12 protein-coding genes are annotated in these 17560 nt (G+C 69.5%); 5 read left to right on the top strand and 7 right to left on the bottom strand.

The features are described 5' to 3' along the window. The first annotated feature begins 12 nt into the window (after positions 1 to 12). The 4 genes from MEBOL_RS23680 to MEBOL_RS23665 all read left to right on the top strand — a co-directional run bounded on the left by MEBOL_RS23680 (position 13) and on the right by MEBOL_RS23665 (position 6653). On the top strand, positions 13 to 711 hold the full coding sequence (locus MEBOL_RS23680; RefSeq protein WP_095979578.1) for a ComF family protein: 699 nt from the start codon (positions 13 to 15) through the stop codon (positions 709 to 711). Positions 712 to 839: 128 nt separating this feature from the next. After that, on the top strand, positions 840 to 4529 hold the full coding sequence (locus MEBOL_RS23675) for a DUF3857 domain-containing protein (protein ID WP_095979577.1): 3690 nt from the start codon (positions 840 to 842) through the stop codon (positions 4527 to 4529). Positions 4530 to 4601: 72 nt separating this feature from the next. Continuing rightward, positions 4602 to 5885 carry a DUF1444 domain-containing protein gene (locus tag MEBOL_RS23670; RefSeq protein WP_157775407.1) on the top strand — a complete coding sequence of 428 codons (1284 nt, stop codon included), beginning with the start codon at positions 4602 to 4604 and terminating at the stop codon, positions 5883 to 5885. A 114-nt stretch (positions 5886 to 5999) separates the two neighbouring features. After that, positions 6000 to 6653, top strand: coding sequence for a hypothetical protein (locus MEBOL_RS23665; protein WP_095979575.1), 654 nt, complete (start codon positions 6000 to 6002; stop codon positions 6651 to 6653). A 23-nt stretch (positions 6654 to 6676) separates the two neighbouring features. On the opposite strand, the gene MEBOL_RS23660 is transcribed toward MEBOL_RS23665, so the two are convergent. From MEBOL_RS23660 to MEBOL_RS23635, 5 genes are all read right to left on the bottom strand, one after another. After that, positions 6677 to 8845, bottom strand: coding sequence for a bifunctional alpha,alpha-trehalose-phosphate synthase (UDP-forming)/trehalose-phosphatase (locus tag MEBOL_RS23660; protein ID WP_095979574.1), 2169 nt, complete (start codon positions 8843 to 8845; stop codon positions 6677 to 6679). A gap of 13 nt (positions 8846 to 8858) precedes the next feature. After that, the gene (locus MEBOL_RS23655) at positions 8859 to 10004 is read right to left on the bottom strand and encodes a hypothetical protein (RefSeq protein ID WP_095979573.1); all 1146 of its coding nucleotides are present in this window, start codon (positions 10002 to 10004) and stop codon (positions 8859 to 8861) included. A gap of 729 nt (positions 10005 to 10733) precedes the next feature. Next, the gene (locus MEBOL_RS23645; protein ID WP_245918778.1) at positions 10734 to 11576 is read right to left on the bottom strand and encodes a serine/threonine-protein kinase; all 843 of its coding nucleotides are present in this window, start codon (positions 11574 to 11576) and stop codon (positions 10734 to 10736) included. Positions 11577 to 11640: 64 nt separating this feature from the next. Continuing rightward, entirely contained in the window at positions 11641 to 13245 is a 1605-nt protein-coding gene (locus MEBOL_RS23640; protein ID WP_157775405.1) for a hypothetical protein, read from the bottom strand. Between the two features lie 11 nt (positions 13246 to 13256). Continuing rightward, positions 13257 to 15122 (bottom strand): hypothetical protein, encoded by a 1866-nt coding sequence (locus MEBOL_RS23635; RefSeq protein ID WP_157775403.1) that lies wholly within the window; start codon positions 15120 to 15122, stop codon positions 13257 to 13259. 193 nt (positions 15123 to 15315) lie between these two features. Between MEBOL_RS23635 and MEBOL_RS23630 the strand changes: the two genes are divergently transcribed. Continuing rightward, a complete protein-coding gene (locus tag MEBOL_RS23630) occupies positions 15316 to 15795 on the top strand; it encodes a thiol-disulfide oxidoreductase DCC family protein (protein ID WP_095979569.1) in 480 nt (159 codons plus the stop codon). Between the two features lie 22 nt (positions 15796 to 15817). Here the strand turns inward: MEBOL_RS23630 and MEBOL_RS23625 are convergent, their stop codons facing one another. Both MEBOL_RS23625 and MEBOL_RS23620 read right to left on the bottom strand, forming a co-directional pair. Beyond that, complete coding sequence (locus tag MEBOL_RS23625) at positions 15818 to 16741, bottom strand: beta propeller repeat protein (RefSeq protein ID WP_095979568.1); 924 nt, start codon at positions 16739 to 16741, stop codon at positions 15818 to 15820. Between the two features lie 54 nt (positions 16742 to 16795). Continuing rightward, positions 16796 to 17548, bottom strand: coding sequence for a hypothetical protein (locus MEBOL_RS23620; RefSeq protein WP_095979567.1), 753 nt, complete (start codon positions 17546 to 17548; stop codon positions 16796 to 16798). Between the last annotated feature and the right edge of the window lie 12 nt (positions 17549 to 17560).

The raw sequence follows: 17560 nt of genomic DNA, 5'->3' as shown, positions 1-17560 counted from the left end.
CGCGCCGGGTCCATGCTCCAGCAACTCCTCGAACTGCTCTACCCCCCCGCGTGTATCGCGTGCGCGAAGGTGCTCGCCGTGCGCACCGCCTTCTGCGAGACGTGCGATCTCGCCGTGGAGCGGCTGCCCACCGCGCGCTGCCGCACCTGCGCCGAGCCCGGCACCTTCCCCCGCCACACCTGCACCCGCTGCCTCGACGCGCCGCCCCCCTTCACGCGCGCCTGGGCCGCCTTCGCCCACGAGGGCCCCGTCGCCCGCGCCATCCACCGCTTCAAGTACGAGGACCACCCGGAACTCGCCCCCGCCCTCGCCGAGCTGCTCGCCACCGAGTGCCGCCAGTTCCTCTCCCGCGCCCCGCCCGTGCTCGTCGCCCTTCCCCTCCACGGCAAGCGCTTCCGCGAGCGGGGGTATGATCAGGCGTGGCTGCTCGTCCAGGCCCTGGCCCGCGCCACGGGACGCGAGGCCCTGCCCGACGTCCTCCTGCGCGCCCGCGAGACGCGCCGTCAGGTGGGACTGTCCGAAGCCGAACGCGCCCTCAACGTGGCCCAGGCCTTCCGCGCCACCGCCTCCGCCTCCGGACGGGAATTCCTCCTCGTGGACGATGTCCTCACCACCGGCGCCACCGTCCGGGCCGCCGCCGAGGCCCTCCAGGCAGCCGGGGCGGCTCGCATCGAGGTGCTCACCCTGGCCCGGGCCTTCTCCCTCGCTTGATCCCCGACATTTCAGTTGCCTGACAGGGCCCAACGGCGCATGCAGGGAAGGTTGCTGGAAGCCTGGTTGTTCACCGCCGCCGGGATTGACACCCCCGGTCTCCCCCTTCCGATGGACGAGGAACACGGATGTCTCGTACCCCACGGCTCGCCCCGCGCTCCCCCGCCCCCTGGCTCGCGTCGTTGCTCGTGCTCGCCTGCCCGCTGCTGGTCCGCGCCGCTCCCACCGACACGAGCCTCAACGAGGCCCGTCAGGAGTCCGAGCAGGCCCTGTCCCTCGCCGCTTCGCCGCGGAGCGCGGCGCACCTGTTGCGTCTGCAGGCGTTCGAGCAGGAGCTCGAGGATCTAACGCCCCTGGTGAGGACGTACGCCGAGCTGGCCGTCCGCCGCAACGTGGACCCCGGCACCCGCGCCACCGCCCAGTTCCTGCTGATGGACCTGGAGCGCGCGCGCGGCCGACTCACCCGCGCCGGCGAGCTGCGCGAGAGCCTGGGGTTCGTCGGGGACTACTACGTCGTCGGCGGCTTCGAGAACGAGGGCAAGTCCGGCTGTGACACGGACTTCGGCCCCGAGACGGCCGCGCTGGACCTGTCCGCCCGCTACCCGGGTGCCAAGGGCCGCGAGGCGTCCTGGCGTCGGCTCTCCGTCTCCCCCGTGGATGGGTACGTCGACCTGGGCGCCGCGCTGCGCCCCAACCGCGAGTCCGTGGCCTATGCGCTCACCTGGCTGGAGGCTCCGGCGGAAACCCGCGTGACGCTCGACGTGGGCACCTCCGGCGCCTTCCGGATGTGGGTCAACGGCGAGAAGGCCGCCACGGGAGACCAGTACCACCTGCCCCGGCCGGACCAGGCGCGCGTCTCCGTGCGGTTGCGCAAGGGCCTCAACCGCGTGCTCCTCAAGGTGTGCCAGGACACGGGCCCCATGGGCTTCTTCCTGCGCCGGGATCCGCCTGGCCGCATCCGGGTGACGCTGCCCGCGAGCCCCCCCGCGCTCGCCAAGGGCGCCTCGCCCGCGCCCCAGGTGCTGCCCACGCTCACCTCCAGCCTCAAGGACGCCGTGGCCAGGGCCCCGAACGACGCCGTCCTGCGCGGGGAGTACGCCACGGTGCTCGACTACTTCCGCGCCTTCGACGAGCGCGAGCACACCGCCGCCGTGGAGGCCGAGCGCGCCGCCCGCGCCGCCCCCTCCAATACGCGGCTGCAACTGCTGGCCGCCGCGACCCAGCGCGAGGACCTGAACCAGCGGCGGCTCTTCCTCGAGTCCGCCCTGCGCGCCGACCCCACCTCCGTGCAGGCCCGCGTGGCGCTCGCCGAGTTCGAGCTGGAGCGCGGCCACCCCGAGCGCGCCCTGACGTTGCTCGCGCCCCTGGTGGAGGAGGTTCCCGACTCCGCCCCCGCCCGGCTCGCGCTCGCCCGGGCCCATGAGGCGCTCGGCGAGCCCGCCCTCGCGCACACGCTCGTCGAGGACGCCCTGCGCACGCTGCCGCGCATCCCCCGCGTGGTGCGCGCCGCCGCCAGCTCGGCCCGCGCGCTCGACAGGCCCCAGGAGGCCGTGGCCCGGCTGCGCGTGGCCCTCGCGCTGCGCCATGACGACCGCTCCAGCCGCACCCAGCTCGCCACGCTCCTGGCGGACCAGGGCCAGGTGGAGGCCGCCGCGCGCGAGTACGCCCAGCTCCTCACCCTCTACCCCTTCGACAACGCCACCCGCATCAAGCTCGCCGAGCTGCGGGCCGCCAATGGCCAGCTCGACGCGGCCACCGCCGCCTTCGCCGCGGCGCGCGCCCTCTCCCCGGACGAGCCCGACGTGTACGAGCGCGAGGGCAAGGCGCTCCTGTCCGCGGGGCACCGCGACGAGGCCGTGGCGTCCTTCGAGCGCTCGCTCGCGCTGCGCCCGCAGAATCCCACGCTCAAGGAGGCCGTGCGCACCCTCAAGGGCGAGTCCGCGAGCGCGGGTCTGCAATACCTCCCGGACTTCAAGCCGCTCATCAAGGAGGCCGACGGCTACGTGCACGAGGACGCCGTCTACCTGACGGACAGCACCTATGTGCGCGTGCAGAAGAGTGGCCTCGCCGGCCGGCTCCACCAGTTCTCCGTGAAGGTGCTCAACGCCCGGGGCGTGGACGCCTTCCGCTCCTTCCCCGTCACCTACTCGCCGGACCGGCAGGAGGTGCGCATCCTGCGCGCGCGCATCACCAAGCCGGACGGCTCCGTGGTGGACAGCTACGGCGAGAGCGACCGCAACATCAACGAGCCCTGGACGGGCATGTACTACGACGCGCGCGCCAAGATGCTCTCCTTCCCGGCGCTCGCGGCCGGGGACATCCTGGAGTTGCAGTACCGCGTGGACGACACCGCCCAGGACAACCTCTTGTCGGACTACTGGGGCGACGTGGAGAACGTGCAGGGCGTCTACCCGAAGGTGAGCTACCAGTTCCTCGTGGAGATGCCCAAGGAGCGGCCCCTCTACTGGAATGACAAGAAGCTGCCCGGCGTGAAGTACGCCCACGAGCCCGTCGAGGGCGAGCGCGAGCTGTACCGCTGGAGCGCGAAGCACGTGGCCAAGGTGGTGCCCGAGCCCGGCATGCCCGGCTGGGCCGAGGTGGCCGCCAACCTCCACGTGTCCACCTACCGCACCTGGGACGAGGTGGGCCGCTACTGGTGGGGGCTCGTGAGGGATCAACTCACGCCCAACGACGAGCTGCGTCAGACGGTGGACTCGGTGCTCAAGGGCGTGGACCGCAAGAACCAGCAGGCGGTGGTGCGCGCCATCTACAACTTCGTGGTGACGAACACGCGCTACGTGGCGCTGGAGTTCGGCATCCACGGCTTCAAGCCCTACCGGGTGGACCGGGTGCTCTCCCGCCGCTTCGGCGACTGCAAGGACAAGGCGAGCCTCATCCACTCCATGCTGAAGGTGGCGGGCGTGGACAGCCGGCTGGTGCTCTTGCGCATGCGCGACCTGGGCGCCATCGGCGAGGAGCCGGCGAGCCTCGCGGCCTTCAACCACGCCATCGTCTACGTGCCGGGCTTCGACCTGTACCTGGACGGCACCGCCGAGTTCCACGGCGCCAAGGAGCTGCCCAGCGCGGACCGCGTGGCCAACGTGCTGGTGGTGGAGCCGGGCGGCAAGGCCACCTTCCTCACCACGCCCGAGGCGAAGGCCGACGACAACGCCACGCGCCTGGCCATGGACGTGGTGCTGCGGCCGGACGGTAGCGCCACGGTGGGCGGGGCCACCACGGTGGGCGGGCAGATGGCGCCCGAGTACCGCCGCGCCTACCGCGCCGTGTCCTCGCGCAAGTCCACCTTCGAGCGCGCCTGGGCGCAGAGCTTTCCCGGCCTCACCGTGCAGGACGTGAATCTCAATGACACCACGCTCCTGGACGATGACGTGAAGGTGGACTTCCGCATGGCCATCCCCCGCTTCGCCGAGGCGCTCCCCGGCCACCTGCGCTTCCTGCCCTTCGGCACCGGACGCGCCTACACCCAGACGTACGCGCCGCTCGCCGAGCGCCGCTTCGACCTGGTGATGAGCGGCCCCTGGGTCAACCGCTTCACCTTCCGCTACACGCTGCCCGCCGGCTACTCCGCGGCGGAGCTGCCCCCCGCCCTCCAGGAGGAGACGCCCTTTGGCCGGGTGCGGTTGAACTACACGGTCGAGGGCCAGCAGCTCGTCGCCGATGGCGAGGTGGCGCTCACCGCCGCCCGGGTGAAGGCCGAGGACTACGCGGCCTTCCGCGCCTTCCTCGGACGGGTGGACCAGGGCTTCTCGCGCAAGGTCACCCTGCGCGGCCCCGCGACGACCACCGCCGGGCGTTGAGACGATGAGAGTCCCCCGGGCCCCTCCTATGGCTGGAGGGGCCCGCGTCGTTTCCGCTAGGGTATGGAGCCCATGGGGTTCTGGAACAAGTGGTTCGGGCGTAAGCCCTCCTCGCCGGACATGGCGTCACCACCGGGCACTCCCTCCCTTGTCAAGGGAGATCCCCGGGAGTTCTTCCTGGCGCAGGTCGAGCAACGGCTCCGCGCCCGGGAAACGACCGGTACCATCACCCGTCACGAGAATGACTTCGGCCTGCGCGTCGTCATCTCCGGGCGGGAGATGTCGCTCTTCCTCCACCGGCTCTACGCCGACACCCGGGAGCTGTCCCCGGAGGATCGCGAACGGGCCATCGATCATTTCCTGACGGCGTTGAGCAAGACGCCGGAGAAGACGCGCCTGACGTGGGAGGAGGCCCGGCCGCGGCTGCGCCCCGTGCTCCGCCCCGTCACCTTCGGGCAGGGAATCGAGTCGGCGAAACCCGAGCACGCGATGGTGGGCCATGACGTGCTGCCCTTCCTCCGCGAGCTCATCTCCATTGATTACGAGGATCGGGCGGCCTACCTCCAGCGGGAGGAGTTCGAGTCCTGGGGAGTCGGCTTCCAGGAGGTGCTCGCCGCCGCCCACGCCAACCTCGCCCGCACCGTGCCCCTGGCGACCGAGCCCTACGAGCGGGTCCCCGGCACCATCTGGAGCGTCGAGTCCGATCAGTTCCACGAGAGCTCCTGGCTCATGCGCCCGGGCTTCCTCGCGTCCTTCGCGAAGAAGGTGGAGGGCCGGCCCATCGCCATCGTGCCCGACCGCACCACGCTGTGGATCGCGGGGGATGCCCACCCGGAGACGGTGGCGCGGCTCTGTGAGAGCGCCGAGCGCGAGTACCAGGCCTCCGCCCGCGCCACCTCGCCCGCGCTGTACACGGTGGACGAGGAGCTGCGCGTCGTGCCCTACGAGTTGCCGCCGGAGGATGAGCTGGCCGCCCAGGTGCGCCGCGGGCACGTGATGCTCGCCGCCTCCGAGTACAAGTCCCAGAAGGACATGCTCGACCAGGCCAAGGGTGGCGAGGAGCAAGGCGCCTTCGTGGCCAACGTCTCCATCGTGAGCCCCCAGGGGAGCCAGGAGGCGTTCACCTACTGCGTCTGGAGTGAGGATCTCGGGACGGAGGGCCTGCTGCCCGAAGTGGACCTGGTCGCCCTGGGCACGACGAAGGAGGAGGTGCTGCTCGTGCCCTGGCCGGAGGTGCGGCGGATCGTCGGAGACCGCCTCGTGGCCGAGCCCGGACTGGCGCCGCCCCGCTACCGTCCCACCGCCTGGCCCACCCCCGAGATGTTCGAGCACCTGCGCGCCGCGGCCCGGAAGTAGCGCCCGATACCGGACACCTACACGGCCCTCCGGTGCCGAGGGGAAACGCGCGCCAAGGTCGCGCATCAGCGCCCCACGCGTGGCCGCTCCGGGCCACGACCGGGGGGTCCACACATGGTCAAGCTGGCATTGTTGGGAGACACCTACGCCTCGCAGCTCCGGGTCAATCCCCGGGCCCTGGTGGACATGGAGGTCGTGTGGGTGGGCGAATCACATGACACCTTCCGCGCCGACGTGCCCAGACTGAAGCCGGACGTGCTCGCGCTGGATTTCGCGGACCTGGGCCAGGTGCCACCCCGGCTCGTGCCCGAGTTGATGGAGCTGACCGGGGCCCGGCACGCCCTGGTGAGCTACCGGCTCACGAACCACGCCCTGCTCGAATCCCTCACCTCTCCCCGGGTCCGTTTCGTCCAGGGGCCGCTGCCGCTCAGTCTGCTGCGCGTCCATGTGAACCGGACCCTCCAGGAGCCCCGGCAGACCGACCCCACCTTCGGAGCGCCCCGAGGGCCCAAGCCGCCGCGCTTCACGCCCGACCAGCTCGGACGGTTGATGGAGCTGGCCACGCGGGACACCTGCGAGTGCTCCCAGCAGCTCGCGCGGCTCGTCAGCGGGCTGCGCGGCTTCGAGGAGTACTCGGACGGCTGTGATCGTCCGGACGAGAAGGAGCTGCGCCTGCATGGGCTCCTGCACCGGCAGGTGGCCTTCGCGCGCGAGGCGCTGGAGGACGGACTCGTGGCGCTCCTGGAGCACCAGAACATCCGCGTCTGAGTCCGTCCGCGCCCCTCCCCGCGTCAGTCCAGCAGCGCGGCGAGGAACTGGCGCACCTCGGAGGGGCCCTTCACCCGGAAGCCCGCGCGGGACTCCTTGCCGCCCGCGTGGATGGCGATGCCCTCCGGGGGCAGCGCGGCGAACAAGTCCTCGTCCGTGCGGTCATCCCCCACGGCCACCACGCGGGTGCCGGGCGCCATGCCCTCGGTGACGCGCCCCACCACTCGGCCCTTGTTCACGCCGCGCGCGCGCACCTCCACCACCTTGTCCCCGGGGAGGACTTCCAGCGGACCGTGGGCGAACACCTCGCCCAGGTGCATCCGCAGCTCGCGCGCCAGCTTCGTGCCGAGCACCGGCTCCACCTGCCGGTAGTGCCAGGCGAGCGACGCGTACTTCTCCTCCACCAGCGCGCCGGGCACGCGCGCGGCGAAGGTCTCCAGGATGGGGCGCACCAGGTGCTTCCAGTCCGTGGGCACGTCCCCGAGCGACTTCCACGGCTCGCCGGGCGCGGGGCGGGACCACAGGCCGTGCTCCGCGTGCAGGCCGAGGGGCAGCGCGCCCACCCAGGCCTCCAACACCTCGCGGCTGCGGCCACTGACGATGTGCACCCGCGTATGGGGCCGCTCGGTGAGGCGCTTGAGCAGATCGAGCAACTCCGCGTCCGGCGCGGCCTGCTCGGGCCTCGCGGTGAAGGACACGAGCGTGCCGTCGTAGTCGAGCAGCAGGAGCAGCTCGGGCGCCTCGCGGATGAGGGTGAGCGCTTCCCGGGCGCCCTGGGGTGCCACCCTCGGCGGCGCCGTGGGCGTGGACTGGAGGGTGTCCAGGAAGGAGCGCACCCACCAGTGCACGTCGTAGTCCTTCACCCGGGTGCGCAACGAGCGCATGCGCGTGCGCCGCTCCTCCTCGGACATCTCCAGCGCGGCCTCCAGCCCGTCCGCCATGCCCTCCACGTCATAGGGGTTGACCATCACCGCGTCGCCCAGCTCGTCCGCCGCGCCGGCGAACTCGCTGAGCACCAACACGCCGTCCTCGTCCGGGCGCGCCGCGCAGAACTCCTTGGCCACCAGGTTCATGCCATCGCGGATGGGCGTGACGAACATCACGTCCGCGGCCCGGTAGAGCGCCGAGAGCTGCTTCTCGTTCAGGGAGCGGTAGAGGTAGTGGATGGGGACGTTGTGCACGGAGCCGTACAGGCTGTTGATGCGGCCCACCAGCTCGTCCACCCTCTCGCGGTAGGTGGCATAGTCCGCCACCGTGGTGCGGCTGGGGACGGCCACCTGGACGAAGCGCAGCTTGCCGCGCCACGCGGGCTCGCGCTCGAGCAGCCGCTGCACCGCGAGCAGGCGCCGCGGAATGCCCTTGGTGTAGTCCAACCGGTCCACGCCCAGCAGCAGACGCTGTCCGGCGCTCTTCTCCCGGTGCACGCGCACCTCCTCGAGCACCGATGGCTCCCGCACCAGGTTCTCGAAGGCTTGCGCGTCGATGCCCATGGGGAAGGCGCCCAGGCGCACCTCGCGGCCGTCCTGCTCGACACGGTCGCCCACCTTCTCGATTCCACACAGCTGCATCAGGGTGCTGGCGAAATGACGCACATACGAGAGCGTGTGGAACCCGATGAGGTCGGCGCCCAGCAGGCCGCGCACCAGATCCAGGCGGTGCGGCAGGGTGCGGAAGATCTCACTCGAGGGGAAGGGAATGTGGTGGAAGAAGCCGATGCGCGCCTGGGGCAGCCGCGCGCGCAGCATGGCGGGGACGAGCATCAACTGGTAGTCGTGCACCCAGATGGTGTCCCCGGGCTGGTAGTGGCTCGCCACCAGCTCGGCGAAGCGCTCGTTCACCTTGCGGTAGACGTCCCAGTCCCGATCCTGCCGGGGCACGCGCTCGAGCAGGTAGTGGCACAGCGGCCAGAGCACCTGGTTGGAGTAGCCCTCGTAGAAGCGGCTGACCTCGCTGGCGCTCAAATAGAGCGGGACGCAACGCTGCTGGGAGAGCTGTTCCTCCACCGAGGCGCGCTGGGCCTGGGTGAGCCGCGAGACATCCCCGGGCCAGCCGATCCACAGGCCTCCGGAACGCTCATGGGGGCCACGCAAGCCGGTGGCGAGTCCCCCCGCACTACGGACCACGGAGACCCCGTCCTTGTCCGCCTTGACGGTGACGGGGAGTCGATTGGAGACGAGCAGGAGTCTGGACATAGCGCCCCCGTCTCTAGCTGGCGGCCCCCGGATGGGTCACCCGCGATTCTCCGGGGGTGCTCGCTGGAGAACCATCTCCCGGGCCCCGCGCCCACCCCAACCGGGACAGGAGCGCGGGCTCGCGGCCGGGCTTCCAGATGAAGGCGTCCAGGAGGTAGTGCGTGGCCTGCGGCAGCGCGAGCAGCGGCACCACCAGCGCCATCACCTCGGCGGACAACCAGAGGCCGTCCTCGCCGAAGAGCCGGGGCCGCTCGTGCCACACGAGCTTGTCCCAGAGCAGTTCCTCGCCGAGCGCGAGCACGAGCAGCACTGCGAGGAAGCCGGGCAGGCCCGCGCGCACCACAGGCGCGAGCGCCCCATAGCCCCCTTCCGCGAGCCGCCCCCGGGCATAGCGCAGGAGGAGCGCGAAGTAGGGAACGCCATGCAGCACGATGTTCATCACCGTGAAGGTGAAGTCGTCCTGGGCGAGCACGATGCCGCCGAACCACGTCACCCCGGTGGCGAGCACGAGCAACACCTTGCCGCCTTGAAGTCCCTCGCCGCGCAACACGCGCGCGCCCTGGAAGCCCGCCCACGCGGCGAGCACGAGCCCCTGGACGACGAGCGCCCCGGTACCCACCCAAGCGGGAAGACCGGAGAGGAAGTCGTCCTCCACGAACCACCAGAAGGCGCGCGGCAGGTGGGCGTGCCACCACACCACGGGGCCGAGAGTGGCCGCGTAGATGGCGGCGGCGTCGAGGGCGCGCTCGGTGGAGGAGGCGCGGGCCTTGCGGCCATAGAGGGACACCCAGCCGTACTGCTGGCGGATGAAGTGGAAGAGCGCGGTGTACGCGAAGAGGCGCCAGAAGGCGGCTGGCGAGACGAGGAAGGCGAGCACGCCCAGCAGGTACGCGGCGAGGGGGGCGGCGGTGTAGAGGCCGGGCCGTTTGCGCAGCTCCTCGCCATCCAGGTAGGTGCGGAAGAGGGTGGACCAGACGTGGGCGACATCCACGCCGACGACGAGCAGCACCCAGGCCCACGGAGGCGTATCCCCCACGGCCCCGAGCCAGGGCGCGGCGAGCACGAGCGCCACCGACACGAGCGCGCTGCCCGCGAAGACGGAGAGATCCACGCCACGGCCGAAGAGCCAGGCCTGGGAGGGAGCGAGGAAACGAGGCATCTGTCCCGCGAGCCTATCAAGCCTCGCGACGCCCCTGGCCAGGGTCACCCGTTCCAGATGGCCTCGCACCGGGTCTGCACCTTTCGCCGGCCGGCCGCGAAGCCCGGCAGGGCACGAAGCGGCTCGAGCGCCGGACAATGCAGAATCCACTCCAAGTCGATGAGCACCGTGTCCGCGGCCCGTTGGAAGTAGCCGAGCGCCTGCTCCGCCCGGCCCAACAGGCACAAGACCTCGGTCGTGAGCTGACACAGCATGGACGTCATCCGGGGGCTGTTCGTCCGGGCGATCACCGCGTCGAACCGGCCGAGCAATTCGTCGCCCCGCGTCTCCCCGAGGAGCGCGGAGGCATAGACGAAGATCAGCTGGGAGATGGCGTGCGTGGGCCCCGGGGACTCCGTCATGTAGCCGCGCAGCACCTCCTGGTTCCCCATCCATCCCGCGACCCGCACCCGAAGCGTCTCCGTCGCCGTGCGATGCAGGGGAGACGCGGACAGCCGCTCCATCGCCCAGCGGTGCTCCTCCATGCGGCCCCGGAGGGCACAACACCGGGCGAACTCGTAGAGCGCCACCAACAAGGTGGGCATCAGCTCGTAACACTGGCGCAGACGCACGAGTCCTTCGTCCGCGCGCCCCGCCTCGCACTGGAGATTGCCCAGGAACAGCATCGCCGGCGGGTGATAGGGCGCGATGTCCAGCGCCGTGCGCACGGCCACCAACGCCGAGTGCCAGTCATTCTCCTGGGCCGAGAGCATCGCCCGCGCCAGGTGTGACTCGACCAGCTCCGGCGCCACGCGCAACGCCCGCTCGGCGCTGTCGTGCGCCAGCGTGGCCAGATCCTCGCCCCCGTCCGAGGCCCCGATGAACCACGCCCGCTGGGTGGCGATGGCATACAGCGCCACGGCGGGAACGAAGTCCGGGGCGCCTCGCAAACACGCGCCGAGCAACGCCAGCGGCCCTTCGTAGCGTACCCACCGCGCCCCCCGTGCGCCCGGCCGCCTCTCCCGCCACCGCCCGGGCGATGCCGAAGTCCGTGAGGACGACGCGCCCTCCGGACTCGATGAGGATGTTGGCCGGCTTGAGGTCCCGGTGCACCACGCCGGCGGCATGGGCCGCGGCCAGCCCCTCGGCGATGGCCAGGGCGATGCGCGCCGCCCGGACGGGCGCCAAGGCCCGCTCGCGCGAGAGCAGCACCCACAGGTCCTCCCCCTTCACGTACTCCATGGTGAGGAAGCTCTGCCCCTCGTGGGTCCCCAGATCGTGCGTGCGCGCCACGTGCGGGTGGGAGATGCGGCGGGCCAGCCTCACCTCGCGGCTGAACCGCTCCAGGGCCTCCGGGCTCGCGTCCCGGCCCAGCTCCAACCTCTTGAGCGCCACCACGTCACCCACGAGCGTGTCCTGGGCCTCGTACACCGAGCCCATGCCCCCCCGGCCGAGCAGCCGCACCAGGGCATACCGTCCGGCGAACAGCGAAGAGGCCGGGGTCACCGCGTCGGCCAGCGGGGCGATGCGGCGGATGACCGTGGGTTCATCGGGATCGGGAACGACTTCGGTCTCGGGAGGAGTCTCGGCCACGGAGGCGCCAACTTAAACCGCGGCCCCCCGCCTTCGCCATGCACTCCGGTCGTCGGCCCGTCCCTCAGGGTTGCCGGAGCAGGAGGCTCTTGGTCGCGGTCCGTGGGTCCAGGATGACGCGGTAGAGCAGGGACGAGGTGCAGGAGAACGCGGAGGGAGAGGAAGCCGATCGAGGGGAATAGGGCCCGGTCGTCGCGATGCCCCCCACCAGGTAGCCCACGAGCTGGGGTTTGCGGAGTTCATCGAGCAGGATGATCCCATGGCGATGGGGGATGTCAGCGGCGGCGATGAAGAAGCCGTTCGTGCCCAGGTATTGGGTCTTCACCGAGCCACAGACGGGCTCCGCGCCCACGGGTGGAAAGCGCTCCCCCTCGTGCAGGAGCTGGGTGCCGCCCTGGGTACCGACCTTCAAGGTGGCGATCGTGTTGATGAAGGGCAGACCATTGACCGGAAACTCCTTGTTGAGGTCCAACGTGTCGGACTTCAAGGTCTTCGTGCCCGCGTCCCAGTAGTACTGGCTGATGCCCCCGAAGGACGTGGTGAACATGGCCTTGTCCCGCTCGGAATAGACGGGCACGGTGGCCACCTCGTACTGACTCATCCACTGACGCGTGTGGGGATCCTCGGCCAGGGTGAAGCCCAACGGCGCGGACGAGGACGGGGTGAGGTAGACGGGATGGAGGTAGCCCTCCATCCTGCCGCCCTTGAACACCCCCCCGAGCGCCGCGACGCGCAGGGCCCCCGTCGGGCTGAGGACCTGGAGGATGTTGAGATCCCGGCGGTGGTAGGGGCCATCCGGATCCTGTCCCGCCGAGTTGGGAGTGGAAGGCGGGTTCTTGCCCTTGAACTTGACCTCCAGCGTCTTGAGACCGCTCTCTCCGCGCTCATGGGAGAAGGAGAAATGGAAGACGCGCACGCTCTCGCTGTAGGTCTGCTGGGCCAGCGCGCTGTCCGTGGTGTAGCGCCCGTTGTACGTGTGTCCGAAGATCAGCAGGAAATCGGAGTCCAGCATCTCCATGCCGCCTCCGGCGACCTGCAAGGCCGGATGGTCTCCCAGGTAGATGGAGTCCTCGGCGAAGTCCTGATCCAAGGGCTTCTTCTTCCGCACCGCGCTCACCAGCTCATCCAGCTCGATGGCGATCACCTGATCCAACGTCTCCATGCTCTGGCCGTCGAGGGTGGAGCCATAGCCCCCGACGATGTAGAGCCACCCGCCCTTGCTGAAGAATTGGGGGTTGGTCGTGCGGAGCTGACGGGCGACGGCGGGAGGCAGCGCATTGACGGACGCCTGGCCCTCCAGGATGCCCCGGGCGAGATCAATCACATAGATGGTGTCATTGGCCTCCTCCACGGGGAACGCGGAAATGTTCGGCGGGGCCTGGGGCTGGGGCTGCGGCAGAGGGGAGGCGTGCATTCCATCGCGGCGGCCCGCCATCAGGATGAGCTTGCCGTCGTGGACGACGCGCACCGCCGAGTGCAGGCCCGGAAACCCCTTCACGCTGAAGGCCTCCAGTTTGAGCTGATAGGGGATATCGGCGCGTACCGGCTCCTCGGGAGAGGGCTTGGGGCTCGGGGGGCTTTTCCACCACGGCCAAGGGCACCCCGCGAGACAGAGCGTGGCCAACAGGAACAAGGGCAGCCGGAAATGACCTGGAGCAAGGGATTTCATTGGACAGGCTCCTAGTTCGGGTTTTTCAACCACGTCAGCATCATCTGGACGAGGGAAGGAGACATGTCACGCGTGACGGGCATGTAACCCGGGTCGTTGAAATCCAGGCTGAAATGCACCTCCATGCCGCGAGCGAACCCCTTCACCGTGGCCAGGTCCGAGATGTCCAGACGCCCCTTCATGCCCGGATAGAGGCGTGCGTACCGCCGCAGGATGGGCCCGATGTGATCCGCCCAGGTTGGCTTGTTCGGCGATTGAACCACGAGGTGGTTCTGCCAGAACAGCAGCGCGATCAGCGGGGGATTGGGAGGAAGATCCGGGGACTGGTAGTTGTCTTCTCCCACCATGTGCCCAGGCAACGAGGCCACGACGAAGTACAGATGGCTGTCCAAGGGCACGCGGATCTGCTGGAGGGGAATGGCCGGACCGGTCTTCAAGGTCAGGACGAAGCGCCCGGCGGCGCTGCCCACCGGATTCAACTCGACGGAGACGTCCTGGGTGGGCAAGGTGCTGTTGTCAAAGGGGTCGGGCGCGTCGACCGACACGAGGGTTTGCAAGGTGAGACCCGCGGGCAACGCGGTCTGGGGCTTGCCGAACCGGTAGACATAGACATCGAATTGTTTCTGGGACTTCGGCTCCATGCGAGTGCTGGCCTGGTCGATGTTCAGATACAGGCCATCGGAGTTCTCCTGCAGCACCGCCTCTCCATCCATCCGCACGACGACCGGTGTCCGGGAGATGAGCTCCTTCTCGCTCGCGTCGAGCGCGATCTGCACGATGGCGCTGTGCTGGGGCCAGACACACTTCTTCAGTTTCCGCGTGGCGGCGTTCAGGGAGACATAATGGTCCAACGAGACCTTGCCATTGCGCAGCGGCTTGAATCCGGAGCTGGTGAGCAAACCGAAGGTCAAGGAGCCCTCGGTCTCGAACCTGCCCTCACCTCGCTCCCGCAGTGGCAGCGTTCCCGAGAGATCGACGTTCAGCAGCGCCTTTCCGTCGGGCAGTTCCTGGATGAGGAAGTCGGTCGGATTGAGGGGAACCTCCTCGTCCTCGTCCTCGGAGTTCGAGATCGCTTCCGCCGCGTACCGGGTGAAGGAGGTCGAGCCGCCCACACCCTCGAGCGCGCCCTCCGTGAAGGCCAGGGCGCTGTAGAGACGGCGGCCAGGGACGAGCTGGTGCGGCTCCTCCGCGGTCGCGGGCCCGATGGCCGCCACCACCCGGCCATAACCGAAGATGTCTCCCTGGGTGAATTCATTCGCGGGCAGCGACTGATACATGTCCACCGCGATCTTCATGTCCAACCCGGCCGTCGCCTGCTTCTTCAACGCGTCATAGACTGGCGAGCGAGACGTGGGGTCCGTCCAGGACAGGTCCACCAACCGCTGGTGCCAGACCCCCACCACCGACTGCAAGCCCGTGATGCCCGCGTCGCCACGGAAGAGGTACAAATCGCGCAGTTGGGGCACCTCCCATCGTCCGGAGAAGCCTCCCCCACCAGGAATGTCGACATAGATGCGAATGCCGTAGAGTTCCGAACGGAACTGCATGTTCGGATCCAGATCGGAGATCTTCGCGATGACGTAGTTGCCACCCCGTCCATTGGCCTTGGGCGTGGTCGGACTGACGGACTGCACCTTCGCTCCCACGAGCGCGTCCTCCGTCGATGTCGAACAAAAGGATCCAGTCGGACCCGCCACGCTGGTGACCACGCAGTTCTGCAGCCAGAACTGAGCCACCCCCTGCGGGTACATGTACCTGCCCGTGTCGTAATCCAACGGCGTGTTCAGATCATAATTGATCAGCAGGCCGTTGAGGCTGGCCGGGTTGGTGAAGAACAAACCCGCGAAGTGAATCCGAGGACAATTCAGATAGCTCACGCTCGTGCTCCCCCCTCACCCATCACACCCAGCCGATCCCTGACCGGCGGGTAGATGGAGACGCCGCGCACAATGCCTATCACACCCACAATGGGAAGAAATTCACGGGTGCCCGACTTCGGACGTTGCGTTCACACCGGAACAGAGCTGATAGACTCCGCCGCGTCCGAAGTCCTGTTCCGGAGGACACGCCATGCGAGCAGCCGCGCCCTTGTCATCCCCCGAGTCCACCGATGACATCTCACTGAACGGAGGGAAGTACATCCTGTTCTATGATGGCGTTTGTGTGATGTGTAACGACTTCATCCGTTCCATCACCGAGGACGACACGGGAGATGTCTTCCGCTTCGCCCCCCTGCAGAGCCAGTTCGCCCGGAGGGTGCTCGCCCGCCACGGGCACAACGCCGACGACATGGACTCCATGTACATCGTCATCGACTACGGCTCGCCCCAGGAACGAATTGTCTGGAAATACACCGCTTTGACTTTCGTGATGTCGCACATGCCAGGCATCCAGGGATGGGTGGGTCGCCTGCTCGCTTGGATTCCCACGTCCCTCGGAGACACGTACTACGAGCGGCGGGCGCGCTCCCGGTATGACGTCTATGGCAAGTACGACGCCTGCCCGGTTCCGCGCCCCGACATCCGGCGCAGGCTCCTGGCCCTGGAGTGAACCCAGGGCCCGGAGACCCCCCTCAGGCCACGCGGCCGTAGACGGTGCCGTTCACGTGCACGCCCAGGCCCCACTCCCGGCCGGCGATGTCCACATGAGGCCCGAGCGGCAGGGACAGGTGGGACCACGTCGTCCCTCCATCCTCGCTCACGTGCAGCACGGGGTCCGCGCCCTTGGAAGGATCCGCGCCCCGGGTGAGCAGGCGCAACACGCCCTCACTGGCCGCCAGGCGCAGCGGCTCGCGGCCCGGAGGCAACGGCTCCAACCAGCGCACCCCGGCCTCCTGGCGCTCGCCCACGCGGGCCTGCCCGTCCACGAGGGCCGCGACGAAGGCCCCGTCCACGTCCACCAGCCGCGAGGCCCCCGTCTCCAGCAGACGCACCTGGGGGCTGCCCCGGGGCTCCACCGTCAGGCCCTTGCCCAGCAGCGCCATGCCTCCGTCCACCCGGCGCAACCGCTCGGTGTGGGGATTGCGCTCGCCTTCCAGTTCCACCTCCGCCCACGTGGCGCCGCCATTCGTGGAGAAGCCCAGGTACCAGGCGCCCAGGACCCAGACTTCCTGCTCGCTGACGATCCGCACCTGGGCGAGGCTCGGCGCGCTCACCAGGCCCCGCGTGCTCCACTCGCGGCCCCCATCCGTGGACAGCAGCAGGTGGTAGTCCGAGCCCGAACCCGAGGGCTTGAGCGTGGCCACGATGGCCGCCGCCAGCGGCCCCTGGCTGTCCAGGGCCTGAATCCAGCCCGGACCCTCCCAGGTCTGGAGCACGGCGCCCTCGGCGACCCGCAGCAGCCGCGCGCGGCGGCTCTTCATCCGCTCCAGGAGACTGCCCGTGGACGGCTCGGTCACGGCCCCGATGAGCCCGAAGCCATCCTGGCTCGCGACCACCGCTCCGACCTTTCCGCCCTCCGCCAGCTCTCCCAGCCTCTCCCAGTCTCTCTCCGGCACGCGTCAACCTCGGGTTCGCGAAGAATGCGGGGCGAGAAGATGCCAGCCCGCCCGCTACCAGGGAAGAGACAGGTGCGGCAGCTTGATCTCCGGCAACTTGATGCCCGAGGGGAAGATGCTCTTGACGTCGTTGACGAGCTCCTCGACCGACTCCCTGGCCACGTTCACCACGTCCCCGGGCGACATCTTGCCCAGCGCGTCGATGACCTGGCGCACGCCGTCCTGGGTCAGCAGATCCTTGATGTCCGGCGTGGTGCCAATCTTCATCAGATCCTGCACCGGCAGATTGTAGAGGCCCGAGTCCACATAGGCATCCGGGTGCGAGTCGTAGGCGAACTTCTTGAAGGCCTCGGGGTCGCGCTCGAGCTGGGCGAAGCCCACCGGATCCTCCATGCGCTTGGTCTCGATGGCCTCCTGCAGGGCATTGAGCGTGCGGTCACGCCACTGGAGCCCCTCGGGCGTCAAATCCTTGGGCCCCAGGCTGGAGAAGCGGTCGCAGTACTTCTGCCCGTACTCCATGTAGTAGGCCGGCGGCTCCATGCCCGGGTTGCGGCGCCGGAAGTCCTCGGCGCGCTGGCGGTAGTAGTCCGGCGTCCCGGTGGGGATTTCCGCGGGCAGGTTGCGCGCCGCGTGGCCCTTCGCCGCCGCCGCGGGGGCCTGGGCCCTGGCGGGCTCGAAGACGTCCTGGGAGCGCGTGGGCGCCCCCGTGGCCGGGGAGCGGACCGTGTTCCTCGCGGCGACGGAGGGAGACTCCGTCCGCGCGGTGGGGATCCGGGGGGCGGGCGTACCAGGGCTTTGAATCCTCATATCCGCGATTAT

It is taken from the genome of Melittangium boletus DSM 14713 (assembly GCF_002305855.1).
In the GTDB taxonomy this organism is placed as follows: domain Bacteria; phylum Myxococcota; class Myxococcia; order Myxococcales; family Myxococcaceae; genus Cystobacter; species Cystobacter boletus.
The sequence above is the reverse complement of the archived record's forward strand: the minus strand, read 5'-3'. Positions and strand labels throughout refer to the sequence as shown.